Below are 14,743 nucleotides of genomic sequence, written 5' to 3' on the forward strand. Positions count from 1 at the left end.
CGCGGCGGCACAAGCCGGTTTCGTTCAATTTCGCTTTGCAACCTGTCGCGGGCCTTGGCTAAGCACCGATGACAAAGGATTGGAGAGGGAAAGCATGGCAAGCAGCGAAGAGCGCATCCCGGTGATCATCGGCGTGGGGCAGGTCAACGACCGCCCCGCTGATCCGCGCGAGGGCCTCGACCCTGCCGGACTGATGGCGGAAGCGCTGCGCATCGCGGATGCCGATGCCGGCGGCGGCTGGCTGGAAGTCTGCGACTCGCTCGGCATTGTCGGGCAGATTGCCTGGCCGCATATCAACCCAGTAGCGGGAACAGTCGCCGAGCGCCTAGGTATAGCTCCGGCCCATGTGGTCGAGACCACCCCGCATGGCGACAACCCGATCCGCCTGCTCAATGAAGCTGCCAACCGCATCGGCGCGGGTGAGGCCAAGGTCTGCGCAGTCACCGGTGGCGAAGCGCTGCGAACGGCAGGCGCGCTGGCCAAGCTCAAGGCGGCCGAAGCCAAACCCGACGCCAAGCCGAAAGAGCACAACGCGCTGCGCGATGCCTCGCACCGGGTCAAGAAAGGCTATCCCCAGAGCTACGGGCTGGTCGTTCCGGTCGATGTCTACCCCCTCTATGAAAACGCCATGCGCGCCGATCTGGGCCAGACCCTCGCCGAAGGGCAGGCGGAAAGCGGCATGATCTGGGCCGGGTTTTCGCAAGTGGCTGCGGCCAATCCCTCGGCCTGGATCCGCGAAGAGAAATCGGCCGCGGAAATCTCAGAAGTCACCGCCGAAAACCGCCCGATCGCCTTCCCCTATACCAAGCTGCAGGTGGCCAATTCGGCGGTCAACCAGGGAGCCGGGTTCATCGTCACCTCGCTCGCCGAAGCGCGGCGGCGCGGGGTGCCGGAGGGGAAGATCGTCCATATCGGCGCGGGAGCCAGCGCGTTCGAGCCCGACAGCATCCTCGCCCGCGACAGTTATACCCACTCGGCCGGGATGGAGGCATCGATCCGCAAGGCGCTCGAGTTCAACAATCTCACAGCCGACGATTTCGACCATGTCGAACTCTATTCCTGCTTCCCCTGTGTGCCCAAGCTGGCGCGCCGGACATTGGGCTGGCCGCTTGAGAAGCCGATGACGGTGTTCGGCGGGCTGACCTTCGGCGGCGGCCCGATCGGCAATTACATGAGCCATGTCGTTGCCTGCATGGTCGAGAAGCTGCGCGAGACCGGCGGGAAAGGTCTGATGTTCGCCAATGGCGGCTATGCCACCCACAGCCACACCATCGTGCTGGGCAAGGAACCGATCCCCGGCGTCATCTTCCCGCAGGCATTCGATGTCAACGAAGCCGCCGACGCGGCCCGGGGCAAAGTGCCGGAACTGGACAAGGACTACACCGGCCCTGCCACCATCGAGACCTATACCGTCCATTATAACCGTGACGGTTCGCCCCGGATGGGCACCGTAGTCGCCCGTACGCCCTCCGGTGCACGAACCCTGGCGATGGTCCCGGCGGAGGATGCGGCAGGCATCGCGGCACTGACCGATGGCACCAGCGAGCCAGTCGGTCGGAGCGGCACGATTTCCCGTGGGGATGGCGAGGATGACCTTTCGGTCTGGCAGATGGGCTAAACCGTCCCGTGCTCGGCGCGAACGGCCTCTTCCATCCCCGGCGCACGAGATACAAGACGCCGATCCGAGGCATTGCATCAATACGACTCGGCCCTTGGCCTGTCATACGAGCGGCAGACGCAGGACAAAATGCGCGCCCTCGGCACTTTCCAGCAACTCGAGCGCGCCCCCGCGATTGTTTACCAGAGCCCGCGCGATCGCCAGGCCGAGGCCGGTGCCCCCTTGCCCGCGCCTGGAGGTAAAGAAGGGGTCGAAGATGCGGGTGCGGTCACCTTCGGGAACGCCGGGGCCGTCGTCGGTGAGGTCGATAATGCCTTGCCCGTCCTCGACCCGGGTGGTGATGGCAAGCGAAGACGCGCCAGCCTGCCGCGCGTTCTCGATCATCGTTGCGAGGACGGTTTCGAGCGCCGCGCCTTCGATCGCCAATTTCGGCACTCTGCCCGATGCAGCTATGCCGATGTGAAAGCCCTTGCCACCGAAGCCGTCGACCAGCCGCGCCAGGATCGGCTGCAAATCGGCCGGTTCGCTGACCTCGCCGCCGTCCATATCGGCCTGTGCCAGTTCCATCAGGCGGCTGACGAGCCGCGTCAGACGGTCGGCATCTTCGGTCATATTGGCAAGGAAGAGCTCCCGCTCCGCCCCGGTCATGTCCGCGCCGTGGTCTTGCAACAGCTCGATCCCGCCGCGCAGGCCGGCGAGGGGCGTCTTGAATTCGTGGCTGAGCGAGGCGGCGAAATCACGCAAATAGCGTGAGCGGCGATCGATGCTCTGGGCCATCACCTCGAAATCGTCATAGAGGCTGCGCACTTCGCGTACTTCGAGTGTCGGATGCCGCAACCGCGCCTTGCGACCGGACGCGAGCGCCCGGGCGGCGGCGCTGAGTTTCTCGATCGGCGTCACCACGGCGCGCGCCAGCACCATGGTCAGCACCACCAGCAGCGCGAAAATCGACAGTGTGCCGAAGGCGATCTTGCCTGCATCCTCCCACATCCCCCGAAAGAGCGCCGCCGGGCTGCGCGATACGAGGACTACGCCCACCACCTTGCCGCTGCGGTTGATGGGACGAGCGTGGTGCAACCGGATCGCAGTGGCGCGGCTGATCAGATAGAGCGGGTTCGACTGGTTGTAGCGGTCATTATGCCGCAAGACCGTTTGGCTTTGCCCCGCCAGTGCCGCCTGCACTTCGGGCAAATCCGCCAGGCTGAGACCTTTCTCATACCCGCTGAGGACGATGCCCTGCGCATCTAGCAGGGAAATTGCGGCGAGAGTGGTCTGCTTGGTCTCGGCAATGACCGGCGCAATGCGACCGGCCAGTCTCTGCATGGCAGCGTCGGGCGCCGCTGCAACTTTCGAAGCCGCAGGCCGCGACGGCAGCACGGGCGATGAACGCAGGTCGACTTCCGAGACTTGCTCTTGATATCGGCTTGCAGAACGAAGTGTCTCGTCGGGAGCGTAGCGGCTCGCATCGTCCGGTGGTGCCGATGCGGTATCCTCGCCTGGAAGCAACAGCGCCGCTGTAGCCGCAATCGCCGCTGCCTGCGCTGCGACTTCTGACTCGGTCCGGCGCACCAGCGCGTTTTCGTAGACCCTCAGTCCCAGCGCCGCAAAGCCGGGCAGAGCCGCCACGAACAGCAGCGTGCCGAAGAATATCCAGCGCAGCCGCATCACCGGCCAGAACGACCGGGCGAAGCGACGCAGCGTTTCGATCAAGCGGGGGCTCCGCCGGTGCAGGCACCGAGCCGATAGCCTACGCCTGTGCGGGTCTCGACTATGTCTTCGCCCCCGACCTCGGCGAACTTGCGCCGCAAATTGCGGATATGGCTGTCGATTGTCCGGTCAGTCACGGCAAAGCCCGGACCGCGCAGGTGGTCGATCAGGTTGTCGCGGGTGAAAATGCGCCCGGGGGCCGAGGCGAGCGCCTTGAGCAAGCCGAACTCGGTGACCGTCAGCGCCACTTCCTCCGTGCCCCAGCGCGCCTCCCACGCATCGCTGTCGAGCGTCAGGAGGCCATGGGTAACATGAGCAGCATGGTCCGCGCCTCCGCCACTGCGCCCCGCCGTCCGGCGGAGGATCGCATTGGAGCGAGCGACCACCTCGCGCGGGCTGAAGGGCTTCACGACATAATCGTCCGCTCCCAGTTCGATCCCCAGCACGCGGTCGAGCTCGTCGTCGCGCGAGGAGAGAAACAGGATAGGCACCTCCCCCTCGGCGCGCAGGCGCCGGCAAACCTCGAGGCCGTCCATCGCCGGCATGTTTATGTCGAGCACCACGAGGTCCGGCGCACATTCGGAGGCGCGCGCCAGCGCCTCCACACCGTCGGTCGCCTCGACCACCTGCATCCCGGCCTTGCCGAAAGCAAAGGCCAGCACCTGGCGGATATGCGGATCGTCGTCGACGAGGAGGACCGTGCGCGGCATGATGGGTGCCATCTTCACCGTTCGCGGCTTTGCGTCAATGTCGGCAGGGCTGCGTGGGCGAAAGCCGGGGGGGCAAGCTCGACCGCTTTCGCTGTGCCGGCTGCATCCCCGTCGCCATGGTCCGGTTCGGGTGGCAGTTCATTCCCGTCGCAATTGTACCCTCGTCCCTGCGGGCGTGGACCGATATCGCCGCCGAGCAATTCTGCCGCCTTGTCGAGTCGGTGCGCATCGAGGATCTGCCAGCCGCCATCATTCATCCGGTCGATCAGCCTGAAGTGCACCTGGCGCCTGGCATTGTTGACTCGCTCCGCGAAAGCACCGCCGATCTTCTGCCGTTCGAGTTCGATCAGCGGCAGGAGCGAAGTGCCATCCTGGAAAGTGAGATAGCACAGGTCCAGCTGTGCGCCCTTGCCGCCTGCCTCGCGGGCATGGCGCACGTTCCACTGCGCCGCCACCGCACCCAGATCAACGAAGCACACCCCACTCAGCATCATCCCGGCAGCCGCGAGGTTGGTGTTGATCAGCCAGCCCGAACTCTTGCCCGCCAGCATCCGCCACATCACCAGCACCAGCCCGATCGCGACCAGCACCATCCACAGCAACGCCGAGATCCGCAGCACGGTGAGCGAATAGGCCTCGACATAGTCGACCGTGCGCAATGCTGCATTGAACACGAGGAACAGGTTCTGTCCGATCCACACCACAACCAGGCGCCGCACCAGTGGTTGCGCGGCGGTGGTCGAACCGGGGCGCAAGGCAACAAGAACGAACAAGGCGGTCAGCAGCGCCGTCACCACTAGCGGATAGGCCCCGCGATGGGCGTACTCGGCCAGCGTCATCCCGTCGGGCAACGCAACGAAACCCCACAGCCAGGCAGCGTCCATCGCGTTCTGCAACAGAAAGACTGCGTTGAAGGCGAATAGCGAAATCAGGATCGAGGCGGTGGTGAAGCCGGGCAGCGCCGGGTCACCGCTGCCGTCGAAAGTGCCCAGGATGAGACGCACCATTCGCGGGCGGAGCACGCCCCATGAGATCCACGCGGTCACCACCCAGAGGAACATCCGCACGATGAAGTCTTCGTCGGGCTCAGGCAGCGCGAGCGAGGCGATCCAGCCGTCGAGAACAGGATTGGCCAGCGCAAATAGCCAGAGGAAGACCAAGCTTCCCACTATCGGCAGTGCGAGTGCTTGCACCGTCCTCCGCCAGCCGGAGGACCGAGCGTGGCGCCGGCGCCCGAGCCGCGAAATGCGGATCGCATCCAGAACAGGACCGAACACCGAGATGAAGCCATGGGCGAACAGGCGCTGGAACCAGCGCCAACCGTCGTCGAAGACCCCGGTCCGCGGCAGCAGCAATGCCATTCCGAGCGCGACTCCGAACAGTAGAAACGCAAGCAAGCTCGCATCGTAGATCATCGCGAAGGCGTAGGCGGCGGCCAGGACGAGCGCGAACAGGGCCCGCCGGTCACGCAGGACAGACGGCTGCCCGATGGCCAATGCCCCAACCAGCGCAAGGCCGAGGAACCCCAGCCCCGCGGGGAACAATTCATGTTGGAACAGGGCAATATCGCCAACCGCGATGACGGCGATTGTCAGCGCCGTCTTGAGCCGGATTGTGCCGCGCGGGCGCTGCAGGAAGGTGGTCATTCAAGGCTCTCCGATCCGGTAGGATGGAGCGAGAATGCCTTCTGCCCGTCGAGGCGAGACTGGTGCCTAGGTCAATTCACCGGCAATTCCGTGTGCAGATCTGGTCGAGGTGCAGAACGGGGCGAGAGCATCGATGTTGAAAGCTTTCCCTTGACGGACTGGATTGCCAGCCACTCATACACCAGCCTCGCACAAGATTGCGGCCGTGGTTTCCGGACTTGCCAGCATCGCTTCCCGCATGGCGCGCAACTGTTCGGGCGTGATTCCCGGGACCGTCTCCCGCATCTGTTTGAGATAACGGTCGAGCGCCATGCGCATCTCGGCCTCCGATTTGAACTCGCATGTCACCGGATCTTCGCCAACCAGCCTCGAACTTCCGCTGTCCGTGCCCGAGCCGCTGAACGCGCCGGCACTGCCCGACCCATCGTCACTCGCCGAAATCGCGTCGCGCATCATCTGCCCCATCGTCGCGGTGTCGATCCCGGCGCGTGCGCAGGCGATGAACCAGTCGGTCGGCAAAAGCGAAGTCGGGTCTTCGGGCAAATCCCCGTCGCCTTGCTGGTCGTCAATGACGATGCCCACCGAAAAATTGCCTTCGATCTTCCCGCGAAACTCGCGCTCGGTGTTCTGCGATCCCTTGTCGAAATCGGCGACGAAGCGGCCAACGATCGTGCCTTCGGTGTTCGACGTGATGATGATCTGCACCGCATCGGTTTCCAGCGAGACATCACTCGACACGCCATATTTGGCGTAGGGAACGTAGACCGGATCTATCCACTCGGCGCCGACTTTTCCGCCCGCTACCGCTCCGACCACTCCAGGCTCAACCCGCGGCATGACGAGCGAGACGACCAGCCCCATTTTCCTGGTCGGGCGGGCCATGGATTGCAGCGATGCCAAGGCCTTGGCCGCCTCGGCTGCGCGGGTATCGGGCGGAGCATCGGTCTTGCGTTGAACCGATAAGCCCATCAGGTTGTTGCTGGCCGCCAAGTCCATCATAGTCACCAGATCGGCGTCCTGGGCAATGGTGATCCTGATATCGTCCGATCCGCGCGCCACCGGTGCCGTCGGCGTGACCTTGTTCATCGGCGGCGATACCGATGACGGCAGAGGGATTGTTCTGCCTTGGTCATCCGTAGTGGGGAGCGGGTGATAGCTCACCTGCCCGTCCGCCGTGCCGACTTGCAGCGCGATGTGCAGCCGCACCCGCAGCGGCCTGCCCTTGGCGATATCGCTAGCCGAATTGATTATCGTCAGCACGGTTTCGCCATGGGTCTTGGCAACTTGCAGCGGGCGCGCGTTGACGTTGTACCATCGGCGCACCTTGCCATTCCCGTTGCGGATCGGATGCGACAAAGAGTTGGCGAGAACATTGCCGTTCAGGCCGATGTGAATATCGTCAATCGCGTTTTTACGCCCGTCGAGCGAGATGGCCGTGATGGTGATGGACGGATACTTGCCCCCCACATTGCCGGGAATCGGCGGGATCTTGAATTTCACGGCACGCGCAGCAAGCGGGGCAATCGGCTTCAGCTCGATGTCTATGTCCTGACCCATCGCGATATCGGGTGTGGGCACCCCATCCATGAACAGGCTGTCGAGCCATTTTTCATGCGCGAAAAAGCCATCACGCGTGTCACCCACGTCATCAGGCCAGCCCACGAAATGCGCGACAAATGCCGGGAAAGCGCGGTAAAGGCCGGTCGGAGCCCAAGCAGGATGGTGCTTGCGCAGAAAGCGGTCGAGCATGGCGACGCCTTCATCGATCCATTTGGGATTGGCCTGGACCTTCGCCACATCCGCTGCAGTCACTTCGGTGTAGCGGAACGGCTGAAACAATTCGAAATCGCCGGGCCGCGTCATTGAGGGTGCACCCGGCATCAGAGGGAATTGCACGGGCTGCGCCTTTTCAACCGAAGTCCGGATCTTGATGGGCGCTTCTTCCTGAAACAGCCAGCGGAAGAACCCGCAGGTCAGGTAGGTGGCGTTCTTTGTCCAGAAATAGTCGCTGCGTTCCGCCTCATCCCTGTCCTTTGTCGCAGGATCTTTCGCGATCACCCACGATGGTCGACGTTTGGGTACTTGCTTGAGCGGCAGCGAGACATCGTAAGGCCGTCTCCCCACTTCCTTGGCGAATTTCCACTCACCGCTTTTCCATGCCGGGACCGGTTCGAAGCCAAGAGACTTCAGCGCAAAGGGCGCAATCGAGTGGGTGGAGCCTTCCCCCAGCCAGAGTATCTCTTTCCCCTCCTCCACCGGCCAGGTCCGAACGGCTGCAATCGAAGCGTCGACCGCATGTCCGAGCTCGTGAGCGAGCGTAACCCACCCCTGCTCGGGATAGTCTGGTGCCAACAGCGCAGGGCCGGACATCATCATGTGCGTACCAGCGGGCACCGTCGGTGCATTTTCCTCCACCTTCAGATCGCTGGTGAGGCCATAGCCCAGTATGCCACTGTCTCGATTGGGTGGCCCGGAAGCATCACCTGTCCCGCCGTTGGTGTTTTGGTCCAAATCGATGAAAAAGATGTTGAACGCATCATTCTCATCGAGCGGCAGGTCCGGGGCAGGCAAACCTCGCGCTTTATAATAGCTCGATGCCGCTACCAGCGCGGCGAGGATGTCGGTCCTTTGCACTGCGCTCAATGGGGCTTTCAGAGGGTCCCGAACTACACCTTCCAGTTTCATCGCAACGCGGTCGTGCACGATCCACAACGGCCCACCGTTCCGACGCCAGTTCTTTTCCGCGCGCTGTCGATCCCACACCAGCCCGCGCAAGTCAGGGCTCGCTGCGCCTTGTGCCAAGACGGCTTCGAGCGGGACCAGACTGAGCACCCCGCCTGCGCCGATGAAGCCCAGCATCCGGCGGCGGTCAAGCAACGTGCTCATCGGGGGCTCCTCAGAAGTCAGCCGCCGCCTTGCGGCACTCGGCAATGGCGGGAAGCTCGCGCTCGAGTGCTTCGCGCGTGGCGAGCACACGGGTCCCCTGCGCGAGCATGGTGTTGACCTCTTCCTCGGGAATGGCGGAAGCATCCAGCGAGCCGATCCTCCCGTTCCAGACGCTGCTGTCGGCAACAGTCAGATCGGCCAGGCCGGCCGGTCGCTCGGTTTCCGGGATGACCTGCACCGCCGCCCACGCCGCCGACATCAGCCCGCGGCAGGCATAGGCCTGCTGCAACATTTCGCGGGTTGCCGGGATCTTTGCCGGTTCGCCTTGGGACACCGCCTCGGCCCTTGGTGACGTGGCGGCGTCCGCGGCAGGGTTGCCATCCCCGCCGCCACTGCACGCTGCGACTGCAAGCGCCAGGAAAAACGCCGTTCCGGCCCTGCCGGCGCTCGACATGCTACGATCCATTTTACGTGCTGTTCTGCGCATCATTCACCCCTTCCATGGGAACTGTGCGAGAGGATGGGCCGCGCCACCCTTATCCGGTGACGCGGCCGACAAAGCGGCGGGCTGACCGCGGGATCAACCGCCGATGACTCTGCCGAAAATGTCGCGGACCTTGCGATCGACCGCCCGGTTTGCCTCATCCTCCAGCGCGTCTGCCGCCGTTTCGCCGAGCCGCTTGAGACCGCGGGAAATGGCGGCATCGCCAGCTGCGCCTTCGGAGCTCGCGCCCCCCTTCACGCCGGACACGCAGCAATCGGATTCGGAAGCCTCGGGAACGGGGGCCTTGAGGAAGCACTCGCCATGCTCGGTGCGGCCAGGCGCGACGTAGGTCCAGGCACGGCATTTCTTGTCGTCGTCGCAGCTTGCCTTGCAGGTCTTCCAGGTGCTGCCCGGCTTGCTGTAGGCGATTTCCCGGTAGTCATTGCCGAACAGGTCGACATTGTACATCGGCTGCCAATCGTCCTCCTTCGCAGCGACGGAGAGCGGTCCTGACTGCGGGGTCGTTGCAGCGACGGGCGCAGCCGCCGCACTATTGCCGGGCCCGAGATAGCGGACCGAACTGACAGAGCCACCGTTGTCGCCCAGCGAAGCCATTTCGCCATCGACGATCAGGCAGGACGTTTCATAGCCCGCATCCATGCAGACCTGCCATTGGCCGACGGTCTTGATCGAATAGGCATAATCGTTGGCGGTGCCGTCGAATCCTTCGTCGGCTGGCACCGATTGCAGGTTCGGCACATCGGTCGTGATCGTGACGCCGGTACCGTCCATTTCTTCGGCATTGTAGAGGGTTATCGATCCCTGCGGATTACCCTGAGCGGCGATGGCCGCCCCTACCAACGGCGTGACGGCCAGCATACCCAGCGCCAGTCCGAAAAATACAGTACGTCGCATCAATTGTTCTCCAAACCGTGGGTTCCGCTTTCCCCCGAGCGCGCCAGCTGCGGTGAAACTGCCAGAGCGCTTCACCTTGCGACGCCCCGTGGTGTGAGCGAGCTTTCATGTTGTCCGTCATTTTTGACGGCATGCGACCGTTGGTGACCGACTGGCCAGAGGAGTGCCTTGATCCATCAAGCGAGCCGATCCACCATGCCCACCTTGCTGCCAGGACTTCCTAGTTCGTCGGCATTTCCGATATTTACGAACGGGAAGGCAGCGTGTCATACGCCACATGGAGTATGAGGCCGCCAGCCTCGGAAGATTCTTCAAGGGGGAGATCGACTTGACCGAGGAAACCCATTCGAACCCGCGTTTGTCGGCCGCGGACATCGACATTATCGAGGCGAGCTTTCGCTGCGTCACCGATGCGGAAGCCTTTGACGACATGGTGGCTGCATGGGACCGGCGCCTGTCGGGTGCCGGAGCGGGCCGCATCAGCGCAGCCTCGGATGCAGCCTTGTCGAAACGGCTTGCAGTCATCGACGAATTGATGGCGCGCTTCGAAATCGAACAGACGGCCGAGGATCGCATTCAGCGCATGGTATCGGAAGTCGACACCGCCGCTTTCGTGATGTCGGCCGGCGGCGGTGTAGTGGCCGCCAACTTGCAGGCGGAAGAATGGTTCGGGGTCCTGCGCGGCAGCCAGTTCAAGAGCGAAACATTCGACCTTGCCGCTACGGCCGAGCTGGAGGCGGTACGCCGCAGCTGCAAAACAACCGGCAATCGCCAGCATGCCATTCTGCGCATCGCGACGCCGACGGACGAGATAGCCCTGGCGGAAGCATTTGTGCTCGACCTGCCGGATCAGGACGAAGGCGTGCTGGTTGTTCGTGTACTCGAGCTTCCCTGGAGCGAGGCGGTTTCGCACCAACTCACTGAAGCCTTCGGTCTTACCTCGGCAGAGGTGGAGATCTCGCGGCTGTTGATGTCCCACTGCGATACTTCGCGGATTGCCGAAGTCCGTCGCGCTTCCGTCCTGACCGTCCGTACGCAGCTTCGCTCTATCTTCGCCAAGACCGGGACGGCCACTCAGGTCGATCTGGTGCGCCTGCTCGCCCTTCTCTGCGCGCGCGCGCATCGATCGCGACATGCAGCGCCCGCGCAGTGGCAGGATCCGCTGCGCCGGGAGCAAAGCTTCATCGACCCCGACGGACGGCGGATAGCCTACAGCTGGATGGGCGCCGAGAACGGAGTGCCGGCGATACTGGTCCACGCCGCTGCGGTCGGATACATCCTGCCGCCGGTCGCGCAGGACATCCTCGCCGAACGGGGCATCCAGCTCTTCACGATTTCACGCCCCGGTTTTGGCAACAGCGATCCTGCCCGCAACCTCGGTCCCGTCGAGGGTGCAGCGCGGGCAGTCGAGGCCCTTCAACGCCACCTGGGGATCGGGAAATGCCTCGGCGTAGGATTCAGCTCCGCCATCATCCCGCTCGTTCGCTATGCCTCGCGCGCCACAGACAGAATGCCTCGCCTCATGGGGGTCGGAGGCTGCATGCCGCTCGATGAGATCGACAACCAGCCGCTATTCCAGCGGACCTTCTTCAAGCTTGCCCGTCACGCGCCCTGGGCCGCAACATTGTGCGCCCGCGCGGCCCATCATGTGATCCGTTTTCGCGGCGCGGAATGGTATCTGCGACAAGTCTATGCAGAGAGTCCAGTCGATCTGGCGATCCTCAATCGCACCGACATGCTCCCGCTGCTGCGCAGCACGGCCGACATGCAATTTGCACAAGGGGTCGAAGCAGCGGAAGACGAACTCAAGCTGTTGCTGGCAAGCTGGCACGATGAACTGCGCGACGATGGGCCGCACATCACCATGCTTCACGGCAAGGATGACAGGTTCTACACCGCCGACCAATTGCAGAACTTCGCTGCGCGTTACCCCAATATGGAGACCGAACTGGTCGAGAACGCAGCCGACCTGATCGCCTTCCAGCACCCGGAGTTGGTCGCGCATCGGATTGCGGACCTGGCCTTTCAAACAGTCGGTCGACCATCTCATGATCGCTTGAGACCGTGAACGCAAAAACCCCCACTGAATACAGTGGGGCGGTCGGGACATTACATTGCCAGACGGCGGTGGTTGCGGGGGTTGGATTTGAACCAACGACCTTCAGGTTATGAGCCTGACGAGCTACCGGGCTGCTCCACCCCGCGTCACCATGGACGGTCCAAGGCCGAGCCTAAAGACCAAAAAGCCGCCGCTCGGTCCTCACCGGCAGCGGCTTTTGAAATCGTGAATGGGTTTTATACCGCGCCCGCAAGCTGCAATGCCTGGCGGCGACCTACTCTTCCATACCTTAAGGCATAGTACCATCGGCGCTGTCTGGTTTCACGGCCGAGTTCGAGATGGGATCGGGTGGGTCACAGACGCTATGACCACCAAGCAATGAAGCTTGCGTGCGGGTTAATCGATGCACCCTTTCGGGCAAGTCAGTGGGCGATCTGGCTGGAGGTTATCCTCCTCAACAGACAATCCGCTCAGGACTGTCGTTGATGGTGGGATTCATCAAGCGCGATCAGAACTATTAGGACTGGTTAGCTTCACGCATTACTGCGCTTCCACACCCAGCCTATCAACGTCGTGGTCTACGACGGTTCGAAGATACCTAATCTCAAGGGAGGCTTCCCGCTTAGATGCTTTCAGCGGTTATCCCGTCCATACATAGCTACCCTGCGGCACCCTTGGCAGGATGACAGGTACACCAGAGGTATGTTCACCCCGGTCCTCTCGTACTAGGGGCAACTCCTTTCAAGTATCGACGCCCACGGCAGATAGGGACCAAACTGTCTCGCGACGTTCTGAACCCAGCTCACGTACCACTTTAATTGGCGAACAGCCAAACCCTTGGGACCTGCTCCAGCCCCAGGATGTGATGAGCCGACATCGAGGTGCCAAACGATTCCGTCGATATGAGCTCTTGGGAATCATCAGCCTGTTATCCCCGGCGTACCTTTTATCCGTTGAGCGATGGCCCTTCCACGAGGGACCACCGGATCACTATGACCGACTTTCGTCTCTGCTCGACTCGTCAGTCTCGCAGTCAGGCAGGCTTATGCCATTGCACTCTTGCAGACGGTTTCCAACCGTCCTGAGCCTACCATCGCGCGCCTCCGTTACTCTTTAGGAGGCGACCGCCCCAGTCAAACTACCCGCCACAGAGGGTCCCAACACCGGATAACGGTGCGTGGTTAGACATCAGAAAACAGCAGGGTGGTATTTCACCTATGGCTCCACACCAGCTGGCGCCGGTGCTTCAAAGCCTCCCACCTATGCTACACAACTCTTTCCTAATGCCACTCTGAAGCTGCAGTAAAGGTGCACGGGGTCTTTCCGTCTAACCGCGGGTACTCCGCATCTTCACGGAGAATTCAATTTCGCTGAGCATATCCTGGAGACAGTGGGGAAGTCGTTACGCCATTCGTGCAGGTCGGAACTTACCCGACAAGGAATTTCGCTACCTTAGGACCGTTATAGTTACGGCCGCCGTTTACTTGGGCTTCAATTCGGAGCTTGCACTCCTCCTCTTAACCTTCAAGCACCGGGCAGGCGTCAGACCCTATACGTCGTCTTGAAGCCGACTTAGCAGAGTCCTGTGTTTTTGCTAAACAGTCGCTACCCCCTGGCCTGTGCCCCCCATCAAAAGTTGCCTTAAGATGGGGCCTCCTTCTTCCGAAGGTACGGAGGCAATTTGCCGAGTTCCTTCAGGATACTTCTCTCAAGCGCCTTGGTATACTCTACCTGACCACCTGTGTCGGTTTCGGGTACGGTCTATACGGAGAGGCTATTTCCTGGAACAGCTTGGCAGCATGACCAATCCAATAAGGCCACACTACTTCCACCATCCGTCACACATCTCCAGGCCCACGAATATTAACGTGGTTCCCATCGACTACCCCCTTCGGGCTCGTCTTAGGGGCCGGCTCACCCTACGCTGATTAGCATTGCGTAGGAACCCTTGGTCTTTCGGCGACAGGGTATCTCACCCTGTTTGTCGCTACTCATGTCAGCATTCGCACTTCCGATATGTCCACCGTCGGTTACCCTTCGGCTTCATCCACTTACGGAACGCTCCGCTACCGCTGCAGTAAACTGCAACCCTAAGCTTCGGTGCATATCTTTAGCCCCGTTACATCTTCGCCGCAGGAACCCTTATTTAGACCAGTGAGCTGTTACGCTTTCTTTAAAGGATGGCTGCTTCTAAGCCAACCTCCTGGTTGTTTTGGGATTCCCACATGCTTTCCCACTTAGATATGACTTGGGGACCTTAGCTGTAGGTTAGGGCTGTTTCCCTTTTGACGACGGACCTTAGCACCCGCCGTCTGTCTGCCGGATAAGACTCGATGGTATTCGGAGTTTGGTTAGGTTTGGTACCGCTCGCGCAGCCCTAGCCCATCCAGTGCTCTACCCCCATCGGCATACGTCCGACGCTCTACCTCAATAGATTTCGCGGAGAACCAGCTATTTCCCGGCTTGATTGGCCTTTCACCCCTAAACACAGCTCATCCGAGAATTTTTCAACATTCACCGGTTCGGTCCTCCAGTGCGTGTTACCGCACCTTCAACCTGGCCATGCCTAGATCGCCGGGGTTCGGGTCTAATTCATCATACTCAGTCGCCCTATTCAGACTCGCTTTCGCTGCGCCTACACCTAACGGCTTAAGCTCGCATGATAAATTAAGTCACTGACCCATTATGCAAGAGGTACGCGGTCACTCCCTATGGAGC

General features: G+C 61.9%; 8 protein-coding genes, 1 tRNA gene and 2 rRNA genes (1 of these 11 cut by a window edge). 2 read left to right on the forward strand and 9 right to left on the reverse strand.

Annotation, left to right across the window (positions count from 1 at the left end; genetic code table 11):
• Positions 1-94 precede the first annotated feature (94 nt).
• The gene (locus LY632_RS13520; RefSeq protein WP_234091646.1) at positions 95-1,618 is read left to right on the forward strand and encodes an acetyl-CoA acetyltransferase; all 1,524 of its coding nucleotides are present in this window, start codon (positions 95-97) and stop codon (positions 1,616-1,618) included.
• Between the two features lie 102 nt (positions 1,619-1,720).
• Here the strand turns inward: LY632_RS13520 and LY632_RS13525 are convergent, their stop codons facing one another.
• The 6 genes from LY632_RS13525 to LY632_RS13550 all read right to left on the reverse strand — a co-directional run bounded on the left by LY632_RS13525 (position 1,721) and on the right by LY632_RS13550 (position 9,966).
• Positions 1,721-3,328, reverse strand: coding sequence for an ATP-binding protein (locus LY632_RS13525; protein WP_234091647.1), 1,608 nt, complete (start codon positions 3,326-3,328; stop codon positions 1,721-1,723).
• Positions 3,325-4,035: a response regulator transcription factor gene (locus LY632_RS13530; RefSeq protein ID WP_234091648.1), complete on the reverse strand. Its 711-nt coding sequence runs from the start codon at positions 4,033-4,035 to the stop codon at positions 3,325-3,327. Before LY632_RS13530 ends, LY632_RS13525 begins: the two co-directional genes overlap by 4 nt.
• 14 nt (positions 4,036-4,049) lie before the next feature.
• On the reverse strand, positions 4,050-5,681 hold the full coding sequence (locus LY632_RS13535) for a DUF4153 domain-containing protein (RefSeq protein ID WP_234091649.1): 1,632 nt from the start codon (positions 5,679-5,681) through the stop codon (positions 4,050-4,052).
• A 174-nt stretch (positions 5,682-5,855) separates the two neighbouring features.
• The gene (locus LY632_RS13540; protein WP_234091650.1) at positions 5,856-8,567 is read right to left on the reverse strand and encodes a hypothetical protein; all 2,712 of its coding nucleotides are present in this window, start codon (positions 8,565-8,567) and stop codon (positions 5,856-5,858) included.
• A 10-nt stretch (positions 8,568-8,577) separates the two neighbouring features.
• The gene (locus LY632_RS13545) at positions 8,578-9,033 is read right to left on the reverse strand and encodes a hypothetical protein (RefSeq protein WP_234091651.1); all 456 of its coding nucleotides are present in this window, start codon (positions 9,031-9,033) and stop codon (positions 8,578-8,580) included.
• Positions 9,034-9,147: 114 nt separating this feature from the next.
• Positions 9,148-9,966: a PAN domain-containing protein gene (locus LY632_RS13550; protein WP_234091652.1), complete on the reverse strand. Its 819-nt coding sequence runs from the start codon at positions 9,964-9,966 to the stop codon at positions 9,148-9,150.
• A 328-nt stretch (positions 9,967-10,294) separates the two neighbouring features.
• Here LY632_RS13550 and LY632_RS13555 point away from each other — a divergent pair, with 328 nt between their 5' ends.
• Positions 10,295-12,034, forward strand: coding sequence for an alpha/beta fold hydrolase (locus tag LY632_RS13555; protein ID WP_234091653.1), 1,740 nt, complete (start codon positions 10,295-10,297; stop codon positions 12,032-12,034).
• A 60-nt stretch (positions 12,035-12,094) separates the two neighbouring features.
• On the opposite strand, the gene LY632_RS13560 is transcribed toward LY632_RS13555, so the two are convergent.
• From LY632_RS13560 to LY632_RS13570, 3 genes are all read right to left on the reverse strand, one after another.
• Positions 12,095-12,171, reverse strand: a tRNA-Met gene (locus tag LY632_RS13560).
• A gap of 115 nt (positions 12,172-12,286) precedes the next feature.
• A 5S ribosomal RNA gene (rrf, locus tag LY632_RS13565) occupies positions 12,287-12,401 on the reverse strand.
• A gap of 121 nt (positions 12,402-12,522) precedes the next feature.
• Positions 12,523-14,743: ribosomal RNA gene (locus tag LY632_RS13570) — 23S ribosomal RNA — on the reverse strand; it runs 567 nt beyond the window's last position.

It is taken from the genome of Erythrobacter sp. SDW2 (genome assembly GCF_021431965.1).
Classification (GTDB): Bacteria; Pseudomonadota; Alphaproteobacteria; order Sphingomonadales; family Sphingomonadaceae; genus Parerythrobacter.